The 22,856-nt window shown below is 50.1% G+C and carries 23 protein-coding genes; 18 read left to right on the top strand and 5 right to left on the bottom strand.

Annotated features, from left to right (window positions below; genetic code table 11):
- Positions 1–5 precede the first annotated feature (5 nt).
- The 3 genes from OIN60_RS11580 (at position 6) to OIN60_RS11570 (ending at position 1,413) form a co-directional block, all read left to right on the top strand.
- Positions 6–506 (top strand): metallophosphoesterase family protein, encoded by a 501-nt coding sequence (locus tag OIN60_RS11580; RefSeq protein ID WP_305755020.1) that lies wholly within the window; start codon positions 6–8, stop codon positions 504–506.
- A gap of 126 nt (positions 507–632) precedes the next feature.
- Entirely contained in the window at positions 633–1,103 is a 471-nt protein-coding gene (locus tag OIN60_RS11575; RefSeq protein ID WP_305755019.1) for a DUF6376 family protein, read from the top strand.
- Between the two features lie 91 nt (positions 1,104–1,194).
- Complete coding sequence (locus OIN60_RS11570; protein ID WP_305755018.1) at positions 1,195–1,413, top strand: YczO family protein; 219 nt, start codon at positions 1,195–1,197, stop codon at positions 1,411–1,413.
- A gap of 122 nt (positions 1,414–1,535) precedes the next feature.
- Here the strand turns inward: OIN60_RS11570 and OIN60_RS11565 are convergent, their stop codons facing one another.
- A complete protein-coding gene (locus OIN60_RS11565) occupies positions 1,536–1,964 on the bottom strand; it encodes a MarR family winged helix-turn-helix transcriptional regulator (protein ID WP_305755017.1) in 429 nt (142 codons plus the stop codon).
- A 198-nt stretch (positions 1,965–2,162) separates the two neighbouring features.
- Here OIN60_RS11565 and OIN60_RS11560 point away from each other — a divergent pair, with 198 nt between their 5' ends.
- Positions 2,163–2,903, top strand: coding sequence for an SDR family oxidoreductase (locus tag OIN60_RS11560; RefSeq protein WP_305755016.1), 741 nt, complete (start codon positions 2,163–2,165; stop codon positions 2,901–2,903).
- A gap of 90 nt (positions 2,904–2,993) precedes the next feature.
- Here the strand turns inward: OIN60_RS11560 and metE are convergent, their stop codons facing one another.
- Positions 2,994–5,288: a 5-methyltetrahydropteroyltriglutamate--homocysteine S-methyltransferase gene (gene metE / locus OIN60_RS11555; RefSeq protein ID WP_305755015.1), complete on the bottom strand. Its 2,295-nt coding sequence runs from the start codon at positions 5,286–5,288 to the stop codon at positions 2,994–2,996.
- 290 nt (positions 5,289–5,578) lie between these two features.
- Between metE and OIN60_RS11550 the strand changes: the two genes are divergently transcribed.
- Entirely contained in the window at positions 5,579–6,508 is a 930-nt protein-coding gene (locus OIN60_RS11550; RefSeq protein WP_305755014.1) for an NAD(P)/FAD-dependent oxidoreductase, read from the top strand.
- A gap of 90 nt (positions 6,509–6,598) precedes the next feature.
- Here the strand turns inward: OIN60_RS11550 and OIN60_RS22630 are convergent, their stop codons facing one another.
- Complete coding sequence (locus tag OIN60_RS22630; RefSeq protein ID WP_370872470.1) at positions 6,599–6,826, bottom strand: SRPBCC domain-containing protein; 228 nt, start codon at positions 6,824–6,826, stop codon at positions 6,599–6,601.
- A gap of 98 nt (positions 6,827–6,924) precedes the next feature.
- Positions 6,925–7,230: a hypothetical protein gene (locus OIN60_RS11540; RefSeq protein ID WP_305755012.1), complete on the bottom strand. Its 306-nt coding sequence runs from the start codon at positions 7,228–7,230 to the stop codon at positions 6,925–6,927.
- Positions 7,231–7,429: 199 nt separating this feature from the next.
- Here OIN60_RS11540 and OIN60_RS11535 point away from each other — a divergent pair, with 199 nt between their 5' ends.
- From OIN60_RS11535 to OIN60_RS11510, 6 genes are all read left to right on the top strand, one after another.
- Positions 7,430–7,999, top strand: coding sequence for a cupin domain-containing protein (locus OIN60_RS11535; protein WP_305755011.1), 570 nt, complete (start codon positions 7,430–7,432; stop codon positions 7,997–7,999).
- A 294-nt stretch (positions 8,000–8,293) separates the two neighbouring features.
- Positions 8,294–9,619: an extracellular solute-binding protein gene (locus tag OIN60_RS11530; protein ID WP_305755010.1), complete on the top strand. Its 1,326-nt coding sequence runs from the start codon at positions 8,294–8,296 to the stop codon at positions 9,617–9,619.
- Between the two features lie 88 nt (positions 9,620–9,707).
- Positions 9,708–10,583 (top strand): carbohydrate ABC transporter permease, encoded by an 876-nt coding sequence (locus OIN60_RS11525; protein WP_305755009.1) that lies wholly within the window; start codon positions 9,708–9,710, stop codon positions 10,581–10,583.
- Positions 10,584–10,610: 27 nt separating this feature from the next.
- Positions 10,611–11,492, top strand: a complete 882-nt coding sequence (locus OIN60_RS11520; protein ID WP_305755008.1) for a carbohydrate ABC transporter permease — start codon at positions 10,611–10,613, stop codon at positions 11,490–11,492.
- Between the two features lie 38 nt (positions 11,493–11,530).
- A complete protein-coding gene (locus OIN60_RS11515; RefSeq protein ID WP_305755007.1) occupies positions 11,531–13,312 on the top strand; it encodes a cache domain-containing sensor histidine kinase in 1,782 nt (593 codons plus the stop codon).
- A complete protein-coding gene (locus OIN60_RS11510; protein WP_305755006.1) occupies positions 13,293–14,843 on the top strand; it encodes a helix-turn-helix domain-containing protein in 1,551 nt (516 codons plus the stop codon). Before OIN60_RS11515 ends, OIN60_RS11510 begins: the two co-directional genes overlap by 20 nt.
- Before the next feature lie 91 nt (positions 14,844–14,934).
- Here the strand turns inward: OIN60_RS11510 and OIN60_RS11505 are convergent, their stop codons facing one another.
- Entirely contained in the window at positions 14,935–15,252 is a 318-nt protein-coding gene (locus OIN60_RS11505) for a winged helix-turn-helix transcriptional regulator (protein WP_305755005.1), read from the bottom strand.
- Positions 15,253–15,530: 278 nt separating this feature from the next.
- Between OIN60_RS11505 and zwf the strand changes: the two genes are divergently transcribed.
- From zwf to OIN60_RS11470, 7 genes are all read left to right on the top strand, one after another.
- Positions 15,531–17,027 (top strand): glucose-6-phosphate dehydrogenase, encoded by a 1,497-nt coding sequence (gene zwf, locus OIN60_RS11500; RefSeq protein WP_305755004.1) that lies wholly within the window; start codon positions 15,531–15,533, stop codon positions 17,025–17,027.
- Between the two features lie 78 nt (positions 17,028–17,105).
- Positions 17,106–17,999, top strand: a complete 894-nt coding sequence (gene gnd, locus OIN60_RS11495) for a phosphogluconate dehydrogenase (NAD(+)-dependent, decarboxylating) (protein WP_305755003.1) — start codon at positions 17,106–17,108, stop codon at positions 17,997–17,999.
- A gap of 115 nt (positions 18,000–18,114) precedes the next feature.
- Positions 18,115–18,789, top strand: a complete 675-nt coding sequence (locus OIN60_RS11490) for an SOS response-associated peptidase (protein WP_305755002.1) — start codon at positions 18,115–18,117, stop codon at positions 18,787–18,789.
- 321 nt (positions 18,790–19,110) lie between these two features.
- Positions 19,111–20,331: an MFS transporter gene (locus OIN60_RS11485; RefSeq protein ID WP_370872469.1), complete on the top strand. Its 1,221-nt coding sequence runs from the start codon at positions 19,111–19,113 to the stop codon at positions 20,329–20,331.
- Positions 20,332–20,345: 14 nt separating this feature from the next.
- Complete coding sequence (locus tag OIN60_RS11480; protein WP_305755001.1) at positions 20,346–20,792, top strand: OsmC family protein; 447 nt, start codon at positions 20,346–20,348, stop codon at positions 20,790–20,792.
- Positions 20,793–20,840: 48 nt separating this feature from the next.
- Entirely contained in the window at positions 20,841–21,914 is a 1,074-nt protein-coding gene (locus tag OIN60_RS11475) for a lactonase family protein (RefSeq protein ID WP_370872468.1), read from the top strand.
- Positions 21,915–22,117: 203 nt separating this feature from the next.
- Positions 22,118–22,810: an oxidoreductase gene (locus tag OIN60_RS11470; RefSeq protein WP_305755000.1), complete on the top strand. Its 693-nt coding sequence runs from the start codon at positions 22,118–22,120 to the stop codon at positions 22,808–22,810.
- The last annotated feature ends 46 nt before the right edge of the window (positions 22,811–22,856 follow it).

Here is a 22,856-nt window from a genome sequence, read left to right as displayed (position 1 = left end):
AGACTATGAAAATTATCGTAATTTCAGATACACATATTTCGTCGGCGGCGAGAGGGCTTCCTTCGGCTTTGCTGAAGGAGCTGTCTGGCGCGGATCTGATTCTTCACGCAGGGGATTGGACGGACTGGAGCGTATATGAGAAGCTGTCCGCTTTTGCCCCGGTGGAAGGGATTGCGGGCAATAATGACGGGCCGATTATCGTGCAGAGGCTTGGCTATGAGCGGATCGTGGAAGTAGAAGGAAAGCGGATCGGTATCGTACATGGGGACGGGTTCCGAGGTACGACGGAGGAGCGTGCCATTGCTACCTTTGCCGGTCGCCAGATGGATTGTATCATTTATGGCCACTCCCATATCCCTGCGCTCAGCACCTTAGATGGAGTAATGGTGTTGAATCCCGGTTCACCTACCGATAAGCGGAGACAGGAGCAGTATTCGTTTGCGGTATTGACCTTGAAGGACGGCCGGTTGGAGGCAAGGCACATCTTTTTTGCTGATAAAAACTGACCCTTTTCCACACTCGTCTTCTGTGCGACGGGTGTTTTTTTACTCATTGTAATGTATTTGGAACGTATGGGAATTCTATTCGTAAGCAATGATAAAAAGCTTTGATACAGGGGAGTGCTTATGCTTATGAAAACCCAAAAGAGAAGAATCGGACAGGTGGCTGCTGCAGTTGTTATGGGGATAAGTTTAGCTTTGACGGCTGGCTGCGGAGTCGCCGACAGTGTCAATCAATCTCTGAACTATGCGAATGAAGCAACAGGCTTTGTAACGGATATCAGCACAGCAGGTACGGAGCTGCAGCGTTTGGCAGAGCAGGCTGCATCCGATCCGCAGGCACTTGAAGATTTGAAGAATCAGCTACAGACGGTGCGTGATGAGGCACAGCAGTTTACACAACTGGAGGCACCGGAGTATGCACAGTCCGTTCACGGGAAGATTAGCGGTTATGCTCAATCCCTTACTGAATCGACAGATTCATTCCTGCAGCGTTTGGCAGAGCAGGGGTTTACCATCGAAGCCTGGAAGCAAACGGATATCGCGCAGTTAATTGAGCAAATCACGGGGCTGAAGGACCAGATTAACCAGCTTGGCGGTTAAGGTCTTGTTTAGAACCCCCTTGGAATAGGTAAAAATATAAAGAGCATGTAGTTTGCATACACATGACGATGAGTCCAGGGAGGCGAGGACGATGTCCCAATCCGAAAATAAAGCGGAGAAGCTGCAGCAAGCGGGCAACCGGGATCATCCCGAGCAGTATCCGACTGACAAGCCAAGCCTGTTCGACCTTTTTGAAAGCGAGCAAAATGTGGATCCGATCCCGATGGAAGATTTGAACATGGAACAGCAGGAAGAAAACCGCCACGAAGAAACAAAGCATCAATCATCCAGTGAGAACAAGTATAAATGATTTTTCGAAACGAACCTTCTATTGAAAAATCTCTCCCAGCCTGAAGATGATATGCTGAGGAATGGCTGGGAGAGCATCTTCGAATAAGCTTCCATGCATATTTAGACAGTATCATTGTTTTATTACAAATTTTGATTAATTTTAGTCAACAATTTTTGGAGGGTTTGCTGCTCATCATCGGAAAGGGGTTGAACGATTACATCTTCTACCCGCTGAAAGGACTGCTCGAAGGCTTTAATTAGTGCGACACCTTTCGGAAGAACATAAATATTTTTCTGCCGCTCGTTATGGGCCGGAATTTTGCGTTCGATGTACCCCTTTCTTTCAAGACCCTGAAGCATGCTTGTAATGCTCGCCCCGCGTACATGGAAATGATCGGAAAGATCCTTTTGAATGAGCCCCCTTTCTTGATTTTTATAGATATAGTCAATCATTTTTCCTTGCTGCGCATTTAACCCCAGTTCTTTTATACTCTCATCAGCTCGTTTCTTTAACTTCATTCCGATAAGCTGCAACAAGTCCAGGTAGGGTGTATCCTGCTTGCTATCCATTAAGGCTCCCCCTTATTCTCTTTCAATAATTAAACTTCTAACTGTCAGTAATCGAACTATATAAGGATTTAATGAGCTTGTCAACAAGTGCTAAATATTAGAATGTTGACAGTTAGAATTCTAAGTGTTAGATTTTGATTAAGTAGTTTTGTTCTCTAAATTACTTCCAAATAAAACTGAAAGCAGGTAAAAAAACAGATGAATACATTAAAAGGAAAAGTAGCGATTATTACTGGATCTTCCAGAGGAATTGGACGTGGCATAGCCGAGCAGCTATCTGATTTAGGGGCTAAAGTAATTATCAATTATTCCAGTAGTCCGGATGAAGCAGCAGAGACAGTGGAAGCTATTATTCAAAAGGGTGGCGAGGCGATAGCGGTTCATGCTGATCTCAGTAAAGTTAATGAGATCGAGGAAATGTTCGTAAAAGCGCTGGCCAAGTTCGGCAGAGTAGATATTCTAATCAATAATGCGGCAGTGATGATAACCAATCCTCTTGCCGAGGTAACAGAGGTTGAGTACGATAAACAATTCGCAGTGAATGTAAAAGGTATCTTCTTTGCTTGTCAACAAGCAATGAAACACATGGAGAACAGCGGAAGAATCGTTAATATCTCCACAGCCGGAACAAAACTAATGTTTCCTGAAATGAGTGTATATACGGGTACAAAAGGGGCTGTAGAACAACTTACTCGTCAGCTTGCGAAGGAATTCGGTCCTAAGCAAATTACTATTAATGCAGTAGCGCCCGGTCCTGTTTTTACCGAGCATTTTCAAGAAGGAAAAACGGAGGAAGAAATTGAGTTCATGAAAAGTATGAATGCATTTGGCCGTATCGGAATGCCTGAGGATATCGCAAATGTAATTGAGTTTCTAGTTAGTGATAAGTCCCAATGGGTTACAGGTCAAACCCTGCATGTGAATGGAGGACTTAACTAAAGTAAGGAGACCGCCTAAAACGGCGGTCTCCTTCTTTTGAGCACTGGTATTTGTTAAGTTCTAGTTGTTGAGTTCTAGTGTAGGAAATACTTAACTGCCGCTGGTCTCGACGGCATACTTCGCGCGCGCCTGTTTGGTGGCTTGCACCATATTTCGCAGCGCAGAGATCGTTTCTTCTGCCTTTCGGGTCTTCAGCCCGCAGTCCGGATTGATCCAGAACTGATCAGGCGACAGTACCTGAAGAGCCCGGTCGATCATAACGGTCATTTCTTCAGGCTCCGGGATGCGGGGACTGTGGATGTCGTATACGCCAAGGCCGATGCCCTTCTCATACGTATGCTGCTCGAAGCTGCCGATCAGCTCTCCGTGGCTGCGGGAGGTTTCAATCGAGATAACGTCGGCATCGAGAGCGCTTATTGCTGCAATGATGTCATGGAATTCGCTGTAGCACATGTGTGTATGAATTTGTGTTTCCAGCTTAACCGTCGAAGTGGACAGCCGGAACGCTTTGACGGCCCAATCCAAATAGGCCTGCCATTGCTCCCGCTTGAGAGGCAGTCCTTCGCGCAGCGCCGGCTCATCCACCTGGATCATGCCGATGCCCGCCGCCTCGAGCGCCTCCACTTCTTCCCGCAGCGCCAGCGCAATCTGATAGGCAACCTCCTCTCGCGATTTATCATCACGCACGAACGACCAGTTCAGGATTGTAATCGGACCCGTCAGCATTCCCTTTACCGGCGCATCCGTTAACGACTGGGCGTAGACCGTCTCTGTGACCGTCATCGGTTCCGTAAGTTCGACATCACCGTATATGATCGGAGGTTTCACGCAGCGCGAGCCGTAGGATTGCACCCAGCCGTTCGCCGTAAAGACGAAGCCGCTCAGCTTTTCGCCGAAAAACTCGACCATGTCGTTGCGTTCGAATTCGCCGTGGACGAATACGTCAAGCCCAAGCTCTGCTTGCAGCTCGATCCAGGTTTTGATTTCCGCTTTAATGAAAGCTTCATACTGTGCGTCGCTCCATTCCCCCTTGCGCCACTTCCTGCGGGCACTGCGAATTTCAGGAGTCTGAGGAAAGCTGCCGATCGTCGTTGTTGGCAGCAGAGGCAGCTTCCAGCGTTCCCGCTGTGCCTCGCGCCGTTCTTCGAAGCTTCCCGAACGAGAGGAAGGCTGTGAGGCCAGAGCGGCGATGCGCTCGTTCACCCGTTTGTTGTTGCGGGAAGGAGACTGCTGCAGCGCGCTGCGGCTTTGGCCTGCCGCTTCAAGCGCAGGGCGGATTGCGTCCGGACCCGAGCGGCCCGCCTTCGCCAGCAGTGCCAGCTCTTCCAGCTTCTCGTCGGCGAAGGCAAGTGCTTCGCGCAGCGTCGGCTCGAGCGCCAGCTCTTGCGCGGCGCTGACGGGTACATGCAGCAAGCTGCAGGATGGCTGAACGGTGATGCGGTCGGCGGCAACGATGCCGGTCAGCGTCGTCAGCAGTCCCAGCTTGCTCTCCAGGTCTGCCCGCCAAATGCTGCGTCCGTCGATCAGGCCCGCGCCAAGCAGCTTATCTGCAGGGAAGCCGTGTTCGCGTATCGCCTGCAGATTCCGCCCGCCGTCGTGTACGAAGTCCAGGCCGATGCCGTGAACGGGCAGCGCGGCAACTGCTTCATAATGGTCAACCGCTTCGAAATACGTCTGCAGCATCAGCTTGATGCCGGGCGCATCCGCCCGCAGCCTGTCGTAAATATGCGTGACGAGCGTCAGTTCCTCCGCCCCGAGTGTTGTGGACAAAATCGGCTCGTCGATTTGAACCCATTCCGCGCCCGCTGCTTCCAGCTCACGCAGCACCTGCCCGTACAGCGGCAGCAGTCGGTCGATCCAGCTCTCAAGCTGCTCGGCGGCGTAGCCCTTGGAGAGCTTGAGGAACGTATATGGCCCGACAAGCACGGGTCGGCCCTCTATGCCGAGCTCTGCCTTCGCTTCGAGATATGCGGCGAGCGGTTTGTTCCTGGTCAGTTTGGGCTCAGCATCCGCAAGCTCCGGCACGATATAGTGATAGTTCGTATTAAACCATTTCGTCATTTCGCACGCCGTTGCAGTCCGGGTCCCGCGAGCCATCGCGAAGTACACGGATAAGTCCGGTTCGCCTCCGGTGTATCCGAAGCGTTCGGGGATCAGGCCGAACATGACGGCCGTATCCAGCACGTGATCGTAATAGGTGAAATCGCCGACAGGGATGACGTCGATGCCTTTTTCCTTCTGGCTTTGCAGGCCGTGCAAACGGATAGCCTTCAGTTCCGCATGCAGCACCTCCTCCTCCAGCCGGCTGGACCAGTAAGCCTCCAGCGCTTTCTTCCATTCCCGGTCCCGCCCGATGCGGGGATAACCCAAATTTGCGCTCTTCATATACGTTTTCTCTCCTCTGCTGTTCTTTTTCGAATTGATAAGAGAAAGATAACATATCCTGTAAATCATCACGTAACTCCAAATAACTATCGCCGATTATAGCCGGAGGCTATAGCGAGCAGCGCCGTGGCATTCATGGCCTCCCATTACCGCATCTGCGCTGTAGCGTAGTTTTTTTTCGACGGTTATTTCATATCAGGCTCGGTGAGAATAAGTTTGAATTCAAGTGAACGGTTTACATAAACATTAAGGTCTGTTCAAAGAAGGTCTGCACAGGAGGACAGGAAGAAATGAAATCATACGATACGATCATTGTAGGAGGAGGCATTGCCGGTCTGCAGGCAGCCATTCAATTGGGCAGATATTCCACCATTCGTACCCTGGTTATTGACGCAGGTTATGGCCGATCCACGTTGTGTCGGAGCTATCATAACCTGCTTGGTTTTCCTGACGGTATATCAGGCGAAGAATTAAGAAAGCGCGGAGAAGAGACGGCAGCCAGCTTGGGCATTGAATTTCTGTGCGGCAGGGCGGTCGAAGCTTGCAAGCAAAACGCTGAATTTTTGATTACGCTGGAAGGCGGTGAGGTTTTTGGAGCACCCACGCTTTTGCTGGCTACCGGTGTCATAGACCGTTTTCCGGATTTGCCGGGACTGGTGTCCTGTCTGGGCAGCAGCATGTATATATGCCCTGACTGCGACGGTTATGAAGTCCAGAATCGACGCACTGTCGTATTGGGAGCAGGAAAAGCTGGAGCGGACATGGCCCTTACGTTGTCGGACCGCACGGATCAGCTGATCTACATTAATCACGAAAAGACGGGAGTGCCGGATTCCTTGCTGAATGAGTTGAGGAGCAAAGATATTCGTTATATAGAAGCCGCAGCAGCGGAAGTGGTATGTCCGAGTGAAGGGCAGCTGTCAGGAGTCAGACTGGAAGATGGGGAGACGATCGAGGCGGAAAAGGGTTTTATCGCCTTTGGCGGAAATCATGTTCATTCCGGGCTTGCCGAGCAACTGGGGGTGAAACTTCTCCATAACCGGCATGTGGAGACAGATGCACGCAGCAAAATGACCAATATCGAACATGTCTGGGCTGCCGGGGACTTGGGGGCTCATTCCGAGCAGGCGGCGGTAGCGATGGGGGAAGGTTTGCTGTCTGCAATCTGGATTCATAAAGCTCTTGTTAAAATAAAGCAAAAATCTGCAACATCCCGTTGAATCGCTGAAAAAAGAGGCTATCCCAAAAATCAACAATCGGGCCGGACATGGGCTTATCTTGTCCGGCCCGGAGAATCCGTGAGGATACGGCTATTCCTGCAGCTTCGCGAGCAGCTCGCCGAGGCGGTCCATGTTCTGCTCGTTGCCATCGCCAGCGTAAGATTTGACGATTTCGAAGTCGCGTTTGCTTTCGAACTGCTGCCGGAACGTCAACCGCGTGTGGTCGCCCAAATCCTCGAACAGCGCCGTAACGGTGAAACGCGGATTCGATTCATGTAGGAGAACGATTCGTTCCGGCCTGTCGATCTCCAAAAGCATGGATGTTTTAGTTATATTTTAACCATGCAGGTTGTTCTGAATCCCGGTTGTGGAGCAGACGAAAAGACCAGAGTGCGCTGCTCCGGCTGATCATTCATCTATGACGATAAGTGGAACCTGCCGATATGATCATTCAATCCGTATTTACGGAGTATTTCAACCTGTTTCTGTCCCAATAGGTCAAAATGGGGGAAACTGGAGCGTTTGTGAATATAACGGGGATTCAAGCCATTCTCCCTGCACCAGGTGCGGAGTCGATTCTCATCCGAGCAGCCCACCTTGGTGACGGTTCGGATATCGGGAAAACGGGGGTCCAGCCAATAGTGGGTGAGAAAAGCAATTTCACCGCGGTTTACCGCCTGCTTCCATTCATTGAGCTCCTTGCGGCTAATCCCAAAAGCCATAGATTGTGTTCATCCTTTCAAAGCGCGAGCCCGTACGTTTCTGTGATTGGAAATCAATAACTCATCCTAGCATGCAGCCGCGATCCGGTGCAACTCGTGATCTGTTTTTTATACAGACTAAGATCACAAACATGCTGCACGTATTTCTGGGCGCATGAATATATGTATTCCATCCTTCAATCCAGAAAGGTGGAGTACAGTGCGGCCCGACAGCGTTATGACGGATCTTAGCTCTCCTTCGTTGAATCTATCCTTTGACTTAAATACAGCGCTTTTTTTTCAGCAAGATGCTCAAAACTTCATTCTTCAACAATTCGCCAATCAAGTGCCTGTAATGCAAAACTTGGGCCTGCTTGACATCTATCTGAGCAAAGGGCATAGTGTAGAGGCCCATTGGCACCCTAACGCAGCGGAGCTTGTATATGCTATACAAGGAGAGGCAAATATCTCTATTCTCAATCCGTTCACCTTGCAGGTACTTAGCTACCGTATCCAACCACCTCAAACGGTGTATATTCCGATGGGATGGTGGCATTGGGAAATCGCAACGATGGATCAAACTCACTTGCTTGCGATCTTTGATAGTCACAACGCACAAGTTGTGTTTGGATCCGATGTCCTCAGAAAGACGCCTCCTGAGGTATTCCAGCAAATATATGGTGTGAATGCGGCCCAGATGGCTAATGTGCTCAAGCCGATCGAGCGGACCGTAGTCATAGGACCACCCATTCCAAGGGATATTGAATGGCGTATAGGCTCACAAGCTTAATAAAACAGAGGCGGTTTAGGACTTATTGTTCGTATCGTTAGGTCAGCCAGAAACCTCTGGTTGGCCTGTTTTTAGGTATGGACAAGCACGCAGCAGCGGAGAGAACGAAGCGATTCCGGAAAAGCGCAGCGTCCGCCTTTGGCCCGGAGGGTCAACAGCGGTTGGAGGAATGCTTCGTTCTCGGAGCGTCTAACAAGAGCTGAAGTATTTCTACCCTATGCTTGAAGTTTGTCACCTTAAAAAATGAAAGCGGTGCCAATATAATAGAAATTACCAAATCAAGGGAGGCCAATTATGAACACGTCACTCTTCAGAAAAAAACTGCTGCAAATCATTGGTGTCGTCCTATCCATCAGTTTGCTGGCCGGATGCGGCGGGCAGGCCGCCGAGGACGGAGCCGGTGCCGATGGAAAGGTAACGCTGACGGTATGGCATAACTGGACAGGACAGGATGCGAAAGCGGTGTCCATGCGTAAGCAGCTTGAGGATTTCCAGGCAAATCATCCCGACATTGTGCTTGAAGCAGAGGGACTGCCAACAGACGGGCTGAGAACCCGGTTGCGTACCGTAGCGGCTGCTGATGAAATGCCGGACCTGTTCGTGATGTTCCCGGATGCGATGACCAAGGAATTTGTCAAAGGTGATCTGCTTCAGCCCATTAATGAGGAACTGGACAAAAAACCGGAATGGAAGAACGGTTTTATTCCAGGAGCTCTTGACGGTTTTACCGTTGACGGGAATATTTATTCAGTGCCGATGAATTTGGCGCCAAGCTCGTTTATTTATTACAACAAGGCTTTGTTTGACCAGCATGGAGTCAAGGTGCCGGAGACCTGGGATGAACTGCTCACAGCCGTCCGTACCTTCAATGAAAAAGGCGTAATCCCAATTGCCTTGGGCAACAAGACCAACTGGGTAGCCCAATCGACCACCTTCAGTACGATCGCCGACCGGATTACAGGGACGGACTGGTTCCTCAAAGCTGTGGCGCAGGATGGGGCAAGCTTTACCGATCCGCAGTTCATTGAAGCGCTGACCAAACTGCAGGAGCTGGGCAACGCCAAGGCGTTCCAGGATGGCTTCAACAGCATTGACGAAACACAAATGATGCAGCTCTACTTCCAGGGCAAAGCCGCAATGGTGATCAATGGTGGATGGGCTTTGGCCAATCTGGTGAACAACGCTCCGCCTGAAGTGCTTGATAATACGCACATCACGATTATCCCGCCGATCGAGGGGGGCAAGGGAGAGCCGGCAACGACTTCAGGTGTGGTAGGAACCGGAATGGGAGTGAGCAAAAAGCTGACCGGTGCCCGTAAGGAAGCGGCTATGGAGCTGCTGTACGCCCTGTCAGGCCCTGAAGGACAGCAGGTAACGCTGAACAGCAGTACGCTTGTCAGCTACGATATTGCACTGGATGAAAGCAAAGCGCATCCGCTGTTTGTGGAGCTGTACAATCTGATGAAAAATATCAAAATTGTACCTGTTTACGATTCGAAGCTTTCATCGGCGGCCGTGGAGGTAACCAACAACGGACTGCAGGAACTGCTGATGGGTGGAGATCCCAAAGCGATTGCCCAGAAAATCCAGGATGCACAGGCTGGGGCTGTGGCCCAATAAGTTTATGCATTCCGGAATCTTAAACAAAAACGGTTGCCCTGCGTGTCAGTGACATGCGGGGACCGTTTTTATAAAAGGATGTGAATCGATGAACGCATTAAGCAACTGGAGATTTATTACGATCAGTCTGCTGCCTGCGCTGCTGATCTATGCGTTGTTTGTATTCGTGCCTGTCGTCTGGTCCGCTTATTACGGTTTTTTCAACTGGTCCGGCATTGGCGAGGCCAAGTATATCGGGTTGCAAAACTATATCGAGATTGTCAAAGATCCGATCTTCTGGCGGGCATTGAAAAACAACATTATTTTCGTGCTGGCCTCCGTCTTCGGCCAGATTCCGATTGCGCTGATGCTTGCTGTACTGCTGCATAAGAGCAGCTTTCTGCAACGCTTTCTCCGCTCTGCCATATTTCTGCCTATGGTGCTGTCTACGGTCGTGATCGGCATGGTATGGCAGTATATTTATCATCCCCAGATCGGAATTCTGAACTTTCTGCTTGATACTTTGGGACTGCAGAGCTGGAAGCTGCAATGGCTTTCCGATGCGAACATTGCCATCTATGCGCTGATTCCGCCACTGATCTGGAGCTTTGTAGGGTTATATCTCATTATATTTATATCTGCATTGCAAAATATATCAAGCGACATTCATGATGCCGCCAAGCTGGATGGGGCTACAGGCATCCGCAAGCTGGTTTCCATCTCCCTGCCGATGATTCGGGAGACCGTTCAGGTCGCCGTCATTCTTTGCATATCCGGCAGTCTGAAATCGTTTGACCTGGTCTACATTATGACCAAAGGCGGACCCGCTCACGCTACCGAACTGCTGGCTACCTATATGTATAACTCGACTTTTACAAGCTACCGCTACGGATTCGGCAGCGCCATTTCGACCACGATTGTGATCGTTAGCCTGCTGCTGATCGGAACGAGTCAATGGCTTGCAAGCCGCAAAAAGAACGCTTAATCCAAATTAGAGAAAGGAGGCTGCACAATGAATAACACTGCCGTTCCGCTCGGTACACCAGCAGGCAGCAGCAAGGCTGGCCGGGTGCGACCCCGGTATGGGGCTGCCATACTTTGGACACTTCTGACGCTTTATGGTATTTTAACCTTATATCCTTTCTTTTGGTTGGTTATCAGCTCTTTTAAAACAACTGCGGAGTTTTATGAGCGTCCTTTTGCTCTTCCCAGCCAGTGGCAATTTGATAATTTTATCAATGCCTGGGACAGCTCTCGTCTTGGCAATTCATTTATGAATTCCATCATCGTCTCCATCGGATCACTGCTGCTGACTTTGTTCATTGCCTCTCTGGCCTCATTTGTGCTGGCCCGTTTTCGTTTTAAAGCGAAGGCATGGGTGATGGCTTTCTTTGTCGTCGGTATGCTGATTCCGATTCATAGCACGCTGGTGCCGCTCTTTATTTTGATGAAGCAAATGTCGCTGCTCAACACCTACTGGGCTTTGATTCTTCCTTATACGGCATTTGCGCTGCCGACGGCGATTTTTATTTTGACAGCTTATCTGGTCTCTGTTCCCCGTGATATCGAAGAGGCCGCATTTATGGATGGAACGGGGGTATGGGGGCTGTTTCTGCGCATTATGCTGCCGATGTCGACCCCGGCGCTTGCAACCGTCACCATTTTAAGCTTTCTGCATGCCTGGAATGATTTTTCGTTTGCGCTTGTGTTTATCAGCAAGACGGATATGAAAACACTTCCGTTAAGCATTGCCAACTTTGCCGACGGGTATCAGACAGATTATGGCTTGACGCTGGCGGCCATGACATTAGCGGTAATTCCGACGGTCATCATGTATCTGTTGTTTCAGGATCAGATCATGAAGGGCATGACGGCCGGGGCGGTGAAAGGCTAAACCATTCTCGTTATTTATTTTGTGCAGGAGGCTGAGTCATGAAGGATTGGATCCGGTCTTCCCTGCACCGCAAGCTTTCTTTTCTGGTGGCGGTTTGTATTTTGGTGCCGCTGTTGCTGCTGGGCATTTTTGCATATGTTATTTCTGCAGGATCGACAGAGGACAAAATGAAGCTGACCGGCCTTGACGCGCTCAGGCAGATGGATGCTAATCTGCGGTTCATCAGCGGGGATGTTGAGAATATGTCTGTTTTTTTGACAGGGCAGCAGGAAATTCAGCAGTATATGGCATCTGCGGCACAGGATCAAAAGGAGATCAGCGAGATCAACGGCATGCTGGCTAATCTGGCTGCATCGAAGCGCTATATTCTTGACATCGCGATTGTGCCTGTACGCGCCATCCCGGCTTTATCCACAGGTAGGATAGAGACGTCGCCGATGATTTCGGTCCAGCGTTTGAACAGCGTGAAAAGCAAAACATGGACAGGAGTCTATCATGTGCGTGGTTATGCCAAGGAGCAAAGCGCGATTACATTTATTAGGCCGCTGCGCAGTGTGCATGATTATGAGCTTCTGGGCTGGATATGCATCAGCCTGAATGAACGGGAGCTGGCCAAATACTGGTCATCCCCTCGGCTGGGGAGCGACGGAACCGTTGTGCTTGTGGACGGAGACAGAACGGTCCTATCCTCTGCCTCTGAGAATCATTTGGCGATGCCGCTTGAACAGATCTATCCGGGCAGCGCATCCATGAAGTGGACTCTCGTGAGCGGGACAGCAGAAATCGATGTTGAGGGCGGGCGTCAAACCTTATTATATTACCGAAACGCGAACACAGGCTGGTCGCTCGTGGGCATGATCGCGAACGAGGATTACTTGGCCGAAAACCGTTTTATTTTAATGCTGACGCTGGCGGCTGTGCTGGTCGCTTTTGGACTGGGAGCCGGAATCATCTGGTTTGTCGTGCAGAGTATCACCCGGCCACTCCGTTCACTTGAGCTTCTATTGTCGCATCTGGATCCTGAGCGGCCGATGCCGGCTTTTCCGGTGGTGGGACAAGATGAAATCGCCCGGCTCGGCCACAGCTATAACCGTCTGGGCAGCCATATCGTCCGTTTGAAGGAAGCGCTTATTCTTCAGGAAACGCGTAAAAAAGAAGCGGATATCCGTGCTCTGCAGTATCAAATCAACCCTCATTTTTTGTATAATACGCTATCTTCCATCCACTGGATTGCCCTGATGTCAGGTGAGCATAAAATGGCGGATATGGTGGAATCGCTGAGCGATTTTCTGCGCTTCAGCCTGAATAAAGGGCGTGATTTTTGCCGTGTGGAGCAGGAATTGGCCCATATCATGAGCTATGTCAAGGTTCAAGCCATCCGGTTTCCTGACCGTTTCAAGATTGAGATCCTTGCTGATGAATCTGTCATGGATCATTCCATGCTTAAGCTGCTGCTGCAGCCCCTGGTTGAAAACGCGATAACACACGGTCTGCGGGATCAAGGAACCCAGGGACTGATCGTGTTGAGAATAGATCAGCATGAGGATAGCCTGCACTTTACGGTCGAGGATAATGGTCGGGGCATGAGTGTGGAACGCCTTAATGAAGTGAATGAGGGCTTGCACTCCGGCCAACAGTTTACAGAAACGGATAAAGACGTTTTATCTGGTTATGGCCTGTGCAATGTTAACGAACGTTTGCATTTGTACTACGGGCCGCAATCCAGTCTGAACATCACCAGCCGCGAAGGGGCGGGAACAAAGGTGACCTTTGCCATTCCCTATGCGAGGAGCTGTTTGCATGAAGGTTCTGATCGTTGATGATGAGGTTATAATACGCACAGGCTTGTCCAAGGTCATTCCATGGAAGGAGCTTGGTTTTGAACTGTTGCCACCTGCTGCTTCGGCTGAGGAAGCGATAGAAGTCATTCGCAATGAGTGTCCTGACATTCTCCTGACGGATATCCGAATGTATGATATGAGCGGACTGGAGCTTGCTGAGAAAGCCGTCGGCATTCATCCGGATACCGAGGTCATCATTTTATCCGGGTATGATGATTTCCAATACACCCGGCAGGCCATTAGGCAGAGGGTATCCGATTATTTGCTTAAAACGAGTAAGACCGAGGACATCATCCGTACCGTCTTGGAAGCCAAAAAGAGAATAGAGCAAAAACGGCATGTTAACAGTCAGGCTCATTTCGACCGTCAGAAGGAGCAAAGCCGCAAATTGCTGCAGTGGCTTGTACACGGAGATGTTCAGCAGGAAGAAGACGAGACCTCCGCGATCCTGCGTGATTTTGGCTGGCTCCCCTCGGGCATGTACCGAATCTGCTTGATTGAGGCTGATGGGTGGGGAGAAAGCAAGCAGGAGGAATCGCTGCTGCTGTTCGCAGCCGCTAATTTGCTTGGAGAATCACTGCCCGGAATCACGCTGCTTCACGGACAGCAAATTGTTGTCATCTCGGCGGAGGAAGATGACGCTTCCGGTGGAAGGAGTTCACAGGTTGCCGCCGCCTATCGGCTTGAACTGGACAAAACGGAACGAATGCTGAAATGCAGGCTGTATCTGGCTTTGGGCGGCGTAGTGTCTGGCTGGGGAGAATTGCCTGCTGCTTATCGTATGGCCGAGCATACCTTGCGCTGCCGGAATTGGATGAGCGGCAACAGTTGGTGCTGGGAGGGGATGAACAAGCGCAAGGGAGGACTGTCCATTTGCACAGCGGAGGAGGAGCGCAATCTGTCCGTTATATTGCTGAACCGCAATGCAGGAAACCTGCAAGCCTGGATTACCGGCTTTGTGGAGGCGAGAATGGCTGATCCGGATACGACGGTGGATACGCTTGAAGCATCCGTAAGGTCAGCCGTACTGGCTGCCTCTCGCTGGCTGCGCAGCGTCACTTCGGATCTCGGCTTTGAACAATTTGTCCTTCCTGATGTTGTGCGTCAGATGCCCCATTCCCGGGAGCTTCTGTTTCGCCAGTTGTATACAATTATGGAACAATACCACGAGATGGCCGCTGCAGGGCAGGAAAGTCATGTGCGCAGGGCAATGGCCTATATCAGCGAGCATGTGGGGGAAGACATCAGCCTGCAAACGGTAGCGCGTCATATTCACGTTCACCCTCATTACTTGAGTGAGATATTCCGTAAGGAAACAGGCATGACCTTCGGTGATTTTGTAACCGGCTGCAAAATACGCCATGCCATGCATCTGCTTGCTTCTTCGCCCGTCAAAGTCAGCGAGGTAGCCGTTCGTGTCGGCTTCGAGGATGTGAAATATTTTAGCAAGCTGTTCAAAAAGCATACAGGTATGACGCCGAGCGTTTATCGGGACACGGTGCCCCAGTAGCCGACAATACTTAGCAGCACGCACGGGATGCATAGCGCAGCAGAAGCAGGGAGACCCTATCGTTAGATAGAGCCTCCCTGCTTCTTTGCCGTTACAGCCATTTTTCAGCCCAAGCTTCAACGTAATTCAACGCGTATCCTAATTCTTTCCCTTTGCGGGTTAAAGAATACTCAGTTCGAACCGGTCTCTCAGCAATCACATTGCGAATGACGATTCCAGTTTCTTCAAGCTCCTTAATTCGTTCCGTCAGCATGCGTTTGCTGAGATCGGGAATGAAGGTCTGAATCTCGCTGAAGCGTTTTGGATGTTCCATTAGCGTATGAATGATGAGAGCAGCCCATTTTTTGCTGATCATTTGATAGGACTGTTCTACTTTGCCGCATAACAATTTCGGCTTATGACCGTCCATCGTATTTGTCCCCTTTATTTTATTTAGGTTATTATACATCGCCTAGGTACAAAAAGTAACCATCATTTAGCGCATCATAAATGTTGGGAATTACAAAAAAATTACAGGTATTACAGACATTTTATCAAAGAAAGCGTAATCATTCAAGGTATGTACTATAATTCACAATTTAGACAAATTTTCATTGACTACATGTTTTAATGGGTGTATCATGGTTACGATAATTTATCGGGTAACTTTTAATAACCTTAACTCATGTTGGGAAGAAGGAGTATCCAATGGAATCAATGACATTTATCTTGTTTGGAGCCACAGGTGATCTGGCCAAACGCAAGATTTACCCTGCTTTATATAACCTGTTTGCTGACGGCAAAATTCCGTCTTCATTCTCTGTAATCGGACTGGGACGGCGTGAAGTGCCGGATGCTCAGTTCCAAAGCAATGTGGAGCAGGCGGTTCAAACGTTCTCGAGACATGTGCCGGAGGACCGCGGACAGATGGACCAGTTTTTGAGCGCTTTTCGTTACTGTTCTCTGAACGTCAACCATCCGGCAGATTACAAAAAGCTGCTGCAGATTGCCGAACAGCGTGAAGCGGAGCTTGGCATCAAGTCGAACCGTCTGTTTTATCTGTCGGTGGCACCGGAGTTTTTCGATGTCATCGCCTTGAATATTCAGAGCAGCGGACTTGGTAATACGGAAGGCTGGAAACGTCTGATCATTGAGAAGCCGTTCGGTCATGACCTGGAATCGGCCCGTGATTTGAATGAGAAATTGAGTAAAGCCTTTGCTGAGGATGAAATTTACCGCATTGACCATTACTTGGGCAAGCCGATGGTTCAGAATCTTGAGGCACTTAAGTTTGCCAACCCGTTCCTCCAGGGTGTATGGAACCGCAATTATATAGCCAATGTGCAAATTACGGCCGCCGAAACCGTGGGTGTTGAAGAACGTGCAGGATATTATGACCACTCCGGGGCAATCCGTGATATGGTGCAAAACCACATGCTGCAGGTGCTCATGATGACAGCCATGGATCAACCGGCACAGGTTGCGGCATCGGATATTCGTGCAGAGAAGCGGAAAGTTATGGAGGCTCTTCGTCCACTGGCGGAGGGACAGGTGCAGTCCGAGATTGTTCGTGCCCAATACGGACGTGGCGAGCTTAACGGCAAACCATTGCCGGGCTACAAGGAAGAGCCTGACATCGGTCCTGATTCGCAAAATGATACCTTTATCGCTGCACGCCTCTGGATTGACAATGAGAAGTGGGCGGGCGTGCCGTTCTATATCCGTACAGGCAAGCGAATGGCTGAGAAATCCACACGCATCGTGGTGGAATTCAAGCGTGATGCTGCAGATCCTTACGCTTCCCAGGGACAACCTGCCGCACCGAACCTGCTCGTGATCAGTGTGAATCCGCAGGAGGGAGTCACACTGAACATCAACAGTAAAGATCCGATTGACGGCAAACTGGAAACCGTACAAGTATCCTTTAACGAACAGAACAAGGATGTTCCTGAAGCCTACGAACGGCTGATTTATGATGCGCTGCGTGGCGATTCCACGTTCTTCGCGCACTGGGATGAGGTTGAGCTTTCCTGGAAATGGGTACAGCCTGTATTGGAGGCATTCCAAGCAGGAACGGTGCCGCTGCACACGTATGCAGCAGGCTCGTACGGGCCTGAGGCTTCGGCAAAGCTGCTTACGGAAAACGGGTTTGTATGGTGGCTGGATGATGCATTGGAGCAGCCGGTGTCGGTAACAGTACGTTAATTTCATTATATTCCGATCCGGTAATCTTACAGCCCAAACGCGCAACAATACTTGAAAATGATCTGGGAGGCAATTATTATGCAAGTCGGTCTTATTGGTCTTGGGAAAATGGGTTTAAATCTGGGCAAAAATCTGCTGGATCACAAGCACGAACTGGTCGCTTTCGACGTTAATCCTGTGGCTGTAACAGAAATGAAGGAATATGGTGCTGTCGGCGTTTCTTCGATCGAAGACCTTGTACAGTCCACTACATCACCAAGAGTGATCTGGGTGATGGTCCCGCATACGATTGTGGATGCCGTATTGGATCAGTTACAGCCTTTGTTGTCCGAAGGAGATATTGTGATTGAGGGCGGCAACTCCCATTACAAGGAGTCCATCGCAAGATATGAGCGCTTGAAGGAAAGCGGCATTCGCTTCATGGATGCTGGTACCTCCGGCGGTATGGAAGGCGCACGTAACGGTGCCTGCTATATGATCGGCGGCGACCCAGAAGCATGGGAGGTTGTGGAGCCGATTTTCCGTGATACGGCTGTCGAGAATGGCTACCTTTATGCAGGAAAAGCCGGCAGCGGCCATTTCCTGAAAATGGTGCATAACGGCATTGAATATGGCATGATGGCAGCTATTGGCGAAGGCTTCGAGGTACTGGAGAAAAGCAACTTCGATTTCGATTATGAGCAAGTTGCGCGAGTCTGGAATCATGGCTCCGTCATTCGCTCCTGGTTGATGGGACTGACAGAGCGTGCTTTCTCCAAGGATGCGAATCTCGATGAAATCAAAGGGGTTATGCATTCTTCCGGTGAAGGTAAATGGACGATCGAAGAAGCGCTTGATCTACAGGCTGCGACGCCGATTATTGCGCTTTCCCTGCTTATGCGTTACCGTTCCCTGGAGAACGACACATTTACAGGTAAAGTGGTTGCTGCGCTGCGCAGCGAATTCGGCGGTCATGCTGTAGAGAAGAAATAAGCAAAGCATCTAAAGTGATCCCCCGGGCTAATCGGCTGCGGGGGATTTACATACACAAGAATAATAAGCCATCTCTTGTCCCACACTGTTACAAAAGTGCGAAGGAGATGGCAGTATGTGCAGAAGATTTTCTTTATCCGCCGATCTGGATGAAGTCAGGCAGTTTTTTGGAATCAGCAGGGTTATGTATTATTACAAAACCCGCTACAATATGAGTCCGACGCAGTCTGTCCCGATTGTAATGAATCATGACGGGGAGAAGGTGCTGGATGAATTCCGCTGGGGAATGGTTCCTTATTGGGGAAAGGATTGTGTCAATGCCGATCTGAACACCTTAACTGTCAATCCGGCATATCGGAAGCTTGCGGAGACACAGCGCTGCATTATCCCCTGTAACGGATTCTATTATTGGCGCAATATGGGCAAGAAGAGCTGTGCCGTCCGGGTGATCTTGCCCGGTCAGCAAATGTTCGCCCTCGCCGGGCTTTATGAAGTTTGGCAGGATACCCGGAAGGAGCCTATGCGCACCTGCACGATGGTGATGGCTCCGGCTAACCGGACCATTGAGGAATTCACTTCCCATATGCCGGCCATATTAAGCCTGGAAGAAGCAGAACAATGGCTGAATCCGGAATTAAGAGACCTGAACGAGCTTCAGACCATGGTCCAAACCTATGATGCGGAGGAAATGCATGCTTATCCCGTTACACCGATGGTGGGCAATGACGGCCATGACCATGAAGAGTGTATCAAGGAGATGGACATTAAGCTGGCCTGGGTTAAAGCTTAGGCACGATCCAATATAAATCAGCATATCGGTATTCTTGCGCGCATATAGATGTAGCGGGGAACCGGGTCTCATCCGGGGAGAGGGGAAACGGCCGAAGGAACATCTTATGAGATGGAGGCGAGTGGACTTGAGTACAGACACACTCATCCAACTGCTGGTGCTCATCGTGATGATCATCGGTTTAGGTTCCAGCCGGTAAGCACAGGTTCCGTAGGACGGGAGAATGCCTCTAGGGGCATTCTTCTTTTTTGGTTTTGGGGTGTCTTGTCAGCCGTATATGCGTTACAATAAATATAGAATAGAATACTGAGGGAGAGTTTAATGATGAATGAGTCCGTTTTACCCCCGGCTAAGAAACGCAAGCTTCTGTTCAGCGCCGGTTTGAGCTGGATGTTCGATGCCATGGATGTGGGACTGCTGTCTTTCATTCTGGCGGATATTGCGCAGAAATGGCAGCTCGGGACCGGCCAAATGGGCATGATCACCGCAGTAAACTCCATCGGGATGGCAGTGGGCGCAATGTTTGCCGGCATACTTGCCGACCGGTTTGGGCGCAAAGCCGTGCTCGTATGGACGCTGCTTATTTTCTCAATTGCAACCGGGTTATCAGCCTTGGCGACGGGGTATGCGGTTCTGTTAGCGTTACGATTTGTGGCCGGGATCGGCTTGGGCGGAGAACTCCCGGTGGCTTCAACGCTGGTATCCGAGTCCGTGCCGGCCCGCGAGCGCGGCAGAATGGTTGTACTGCTGGAAAGCTTCTGGGCCGCAGGCTGGATCGTTTCCGCATTGGTAGGATACTTCGTGATTCCTTCCTTCGGCTGGCAGGCGGCATTTGTGATCGGGGCGATTCCGGCGCTCTATGCTCTTTACCTGCGCAGAGCTATACAAGATCCGCCGCGTTATGTAAACAGAAAGGCGGACAGATTGCCGCTCCGCGACCGGATCGCCTCGATCTGGACAGGCCCAAACCGCAAGTCCACGATTATGCTGTGGATTCTCTGGTTTACCGTGGTATTCTCTTATTACGGGATGTTTTTATGGCTGCCAAGCGTTATGGTCTTGAAAGGATTTTCTCTCGTTAAAAGCTTTGAATATGTGTTGATCATGACACTTGCACAGTTGCCGGGATATTTTACAGCGGCTTATCTGATTGAGAAGCTTGGCCGCAAATTCGTGTTGGTCGTATACCTGCTGTTGACGGCGGTATCGGCCATCTGGTTCGGGACTGCGCAGAGCGCGGGTGTGCTGCTGGCTGCAGGCATCTGCCTGTCTTTCTTTAACCTGGGAGCCTGGGGTGGCATGTACGCTTATACACCAGAGTTGTATCCTACAACGGTCCGTTCAACCGGGGTTGGCATGGCGGCTTCCTTCGGCCGGATCGGAGGAGTGATCGGACCTTTCCTGGTCGGAATGCTGCTTGCACAGGGTACGGGGATTACGACCATCTTTGTCATTTTCTTCGCTGCGATTATTATCGGGGCTGCCGCGGTTCTTATCCTGGGGAGAGAGACGAGAGGAACAGAATTAATGGATGAAGCTTAAGGAGGAGATCGTTAATGGAGCATACTTTTCTGCTGCAGGCCACCTGGAACGGGGGTCGCAACAGCGACGGCAGGATTGAAGCCGGGAACCTGCGTACTCAGATTTCCATCCCTTCCGAGATGGGTGGACCTGGCGTCGGCACGAATCCTGATGAAATGCTGCTGGGCGCCGCCTCTACCTGCTACTTAATTACACTTGCGGCTATGATGGAGCGTGCGGGGCTTCATGTGGAGTCTTTGACGCTTGCGTCGGAAGGCATTGTTGACGTTACGAATAACATCTTTACCTATCGCCGCATTATTCACCGACCGCGCGTGATTTTGGCCCGTGAAGCCTCTGAAGATGAACTGAGAAAAGCAGCGCTGCTCGCCGAAAAAGCGGAAAGCTCCTGCATGATTTCACGCGCGGTGGCCGGGAATGTAGAGCTTTCGACAGAACCCGTGATTGACCGGGCTATGTAGACAAGCCGTTCGTCATACTAATATATTCAAATATGAGGAGGAGCTATTATGCCAGAACAACGACTGCTCGTTTTTGCGGGCTCTTATGCCGAGCCCGAAGGAAGCGGAGTGTATGTATACTCTTTTGATGAAAATACGGGGGAACTTAGCCTGTTGGATGAATTCGCAGGACTCAAAAACCCAACCTTTCTGAACGTCAATCCTGTAACACGCAAGCTGTATGCCATTGGAGAAACCGTGTCTGCATCCGATGAGAAGGTGGGGGAAGCTGCTGCTTTTGACATCGATCCTGCTACAGGAACCCTTGCGCTGCTGAATCGTACCCAAACGGTCGCACCGACCTGTCATATCCAGCGTAACGCTGAAGGCAACCGTCTGACGGTGCCCAGCTATCACGGCGGTATGGTGGGCCTGCTGTCCATAGGGGCGGATGGCAAGATTGGTGAGCTGCTTGACGTTGTTCAGCATGAAGGGAACAGTGTTCATCCGGAGCGCCAGGACCGTCCGCATCCTCACTCCACATTCTACAGCCCGGACGGAAAGCTTCTGTTCGTACAGGATCTTGGATTGGACCGGATTCGCGCCTATTCCTTGGCTGGTGACAAGTTCAAGCTTCACAGTGAAGCTGCAACCCATCCGGGGGCAGGACCACGCCATCTGGCATTCCATCCGAACGGAAAGTTTGCCTTTGTGATCAATGAGGTGGATTCAACCGTTACATCTTTTGCATATGATGCCGTGGCGGGCACGCTGACTGAGATTGAATCCGTGCCCACACTGCCTGAAGGCTTCGAAGGTGAAAATACAACGGCAGAAATCGTCGTGTCCGAGGACGGTGCTTATGTGTACGGCTCCAATCGTGGTCATGACAGCATCGTGGTGTATGCTGTTGACGTGAATACCGGCAAGCTGAGCCTTGTTGAGCATGTTCCAGTGCAAGGGGAGCATCCACGCCATTTTGCGCTGACCCCGGGTGGGAAATATCTGATTGCCGCCAACCGTGACACGAACAATATCGTTACCTTCCGAGTGGATAAGGCTAGCGGACGCCTGGAGTATACCGGACTGAGCCTTTCCGTATCCAAGCCGGTGTGTGTGCAGCCGTTTTATTTTGAAGTGTAAAAAATGAAACAAGCAACACAACACAGCGATGAAGAATGTCGCTTTGTCGTAAATATGTGTGAACAGAAGAAGGGGCTACTCCATGAAGGGGTAGCCCCTTCTTCGATTGCTTGTGCTGATCTTGCACAAAGCAGTCTGATCCGCTCAAGCACTAACTGTGGTCTTGCGCCAAATTACGATTTAAATAATGTACGGTATAGGAAATGAACTCGGAAAAATCGTCAACAAAATCAGGTAATGTGACGGATGAAGCGTCCATGATCAATGGCGTGAAGCGGATCATACAGGAGCAGGGCAGAATCGATGTTTTATTTAATAATGCAGGATATGGTTCCTTTGGTGCGATCGAAGATGTGCCGATGGAGGAAGCCAGGCGTCAATTTGAAGTGAACCTTTTTGGACTAAGCCGTCTGACCCAATTGGTTCTTCCTTATATGAGACAACAAAAATCAGGCAAGATTATCAATAATTCTTCTGTAGGCGGTAAAATTTATACTCTGCTTGGTGCATGGTATCATGCTACAAAACATGCGGTAGAAGGATTCTCCGATTGTCTGCGGCTGGAAGTCAAGCCGTTTGGAATTGATGTGGTCGTGATCCAGCCGGGAGCGATTACAACTGAATGGGATGGCATTGCGCGAGAGCATGTGAAAAAAAACTCAGGCAATACAGCATATCGTAAAATGGCAGATGTTTTTGTGAAATTCATGGAGAATGCAGGTGAAAATGCTTCTTCTCCAGATGTTATTGCGCGAGTGGTTCTAAAAGCGATTCAATCCAAAACACCGAAAATAAGATACGTAGCAGGCAAGTATAGTAAAACAATGTTGTTTATGCGAAAAATCTTGTCTGATCACATGTTTGATCGTGCTCTATATCGTATGTTTAAGGTTTGATCATATGAAAAAAATCATGCGATTCAAAAGTAACGTTGCATCACGT

This window comes from Paenibacillus zeirhizosphaerae, from assembly GCF_030705605.1.
Classification (GTDB): Bacteria; Bacillota; Bacilli; order Paenibacillales; family Paenibacillaceae; genus Paenibacillus; species Paenibacillus zeirhizosphaerae.
Note: the sequence above shows the minus strand (reverse complement) of the source record. Positions and strands in the feature narration are given on the sequence as shown.

What these genes read in the sequence shown, in the direction of transcription:
- OIN60_RS11525 (WP_305755009.1), top strand. Translation starts at nt 9,708, where the DNA reads ATGAACGCATTAAGCAACTGGAGATTTATTACGATCAGTCTGCTGCCT.
- OIN60_RS11575 (WP_305755019.1), top strand. Translation starts at nt 633, where the DNA reads ATGAAAACCCAAAAGAGAAGAATCGGACAGGTGGCTGCTGCAGTTGTT.
- OIN60_RS11530 (WP_305755010.1), top strand. Translation starts at nt 8,294, where the DNA reads ATGAACACGTCACTCTTCAGAAAAAAACTGCTGCAAATCATTGGTGTC.
- OIN60_RS11570 (WP_305755018.1), top strand. Translation starts at nt 1,195, where the DNA reads ATGTCCCAATCCGAAAATAAAGCGGAGAAGCTGCAGCAAGCGGGCAAC.
- OIN60_RS11580 (WP_305755020.1), top strand. Translation starts at nt 6, where the DNA reads ATGAAAATTATCGTAATTTCAGATACACATATTTCGTCGGCGGCGAGA.
- OIN60_RS11560 (WP_305755016.1), top strand. Translation starts at nt 2,163, where the DNA reads ATGAATACATTAAAAGGAAAAGTAGCGATTATTACTGGATCTTCCAGA.
- OIN60_RS11565 (WP_305755017.1), bottom strand. Translation starts at nt 1,964, where the DNA reads ATGGATAGCAAGCAGGATACACCCTACCTGGACTTGTTGCAGCTTATC.
- OIN60_RS11470 (WP_305755000.1), top strand. Translation starts at nt 22,118, where the DNA reads ATGAACTCGGAAAAATCGTCAACAAAATCAGGTAATGTGACGGATGAA.
- OIN60_RS11490 (WP_305755002.1), top strand. Translation starts at nt 18,115, where the DNA reads ATGTGCAGAAGATTTTCTTTATCCGCCGATCTGGATGAAGTCAGGCAG.
- OIN60_RS11540 (WP_305755012.1), bottom strand. Translation starts at nt 7,230, where the DNA reads ATGGCTTTTGGGATTAGCCGCAAGGAGCTCAATGAATGGAAGCAGGCG.
- OIN60_RS11550 (WP_305755014.1), top strand. Translation starts at nt 5,579, where the DNA reads ATGAAATCATACGATACGATCATTGTAGGAGGAGGCATTGCCGGTCTG.
- metE (WP_305755015.1), bottom strand. Translation starts at nt 5,288, where the DNA reads ATGAAGAGCGCAAATTTGGGTTATCCCCGCATCGGGCGGGACCGGGAA.
- OIN60_RS11520 (WP_305755008.1), top strand. Translation starts at nt 10,611, where the DNA reads ATGAATAACACTGCCGTTCCGCTCGGTACACCAGCAGGCAGCAGCAAG.
- OIN60_RS11515 (WP_305755007.1), top strand. Translation starts at nt 11,531, where the DNA reads ATGAAGGATTGGATCCGGTCTTCCCTGCACCGCAAGCTTTCTTTTCTG.
- OIN60_RS11485 (WP_370872469.1), top strand. Translation starts at nt 19,111, where the DNA reads ATGATGAATGAGTCCGTTTTACCCCCGGCTAAGAAACGCAAGCTTCTG.
- OIN60_RS11475 (WP_370872468.1), top strand. Translation starts at nt 20,841, where the DNA reads ATGCCAGAACAACGACTGCTCGTTTTTGCGGGCTCTTATGCCGAGCCC.
- zwf (WP_305755004.1), top strand. Translation starts at nt 15,531, where the DNA reads ATGGAATCAATGACATTTATCTTGTTTGGAGCCACAGGTGATCTGGCC.
- OIN60_RS11480 (WP_305755001.1), top strand. Translation starts at nt 20,346, where the DNA reads ATGGAGCATACTTTTCTGCTGCAGGCCACCTGGAACGGGGGTCGCAAC.
- OIN60_RS11510 (WP_305755006.1), top strand. Translation starts at nt 13,293, where the DNA reads ATGAAGGTTCTGATCGTTGATGATGAGGTTATAATACGCACAGGCTTG.
- OIN60_RS22630 (WP_370872470.1), bottom strand. Translation starts at nt 6,826, where the DNA reads ATGCTTTTGGAGATCGACAGGCCGGAACGAATCGTTCTCCTACATGAA.
- OIN60_RS11505 (WP_305755005.1), bottom strand. Translation starts at nt 15,252, where the DNA reads ATGGACGGTCATAAGCCGAAATTGTTATGCGGCAAAGTAGAACAGTCC.
- gnd (WP_305755003.1), top strand. Translation starts at nt 17,106, where the DNA reads ATGCAAGTCGGTCTTATTGGTCTTGGGAAAATGGGTTTAAATCTGGGC.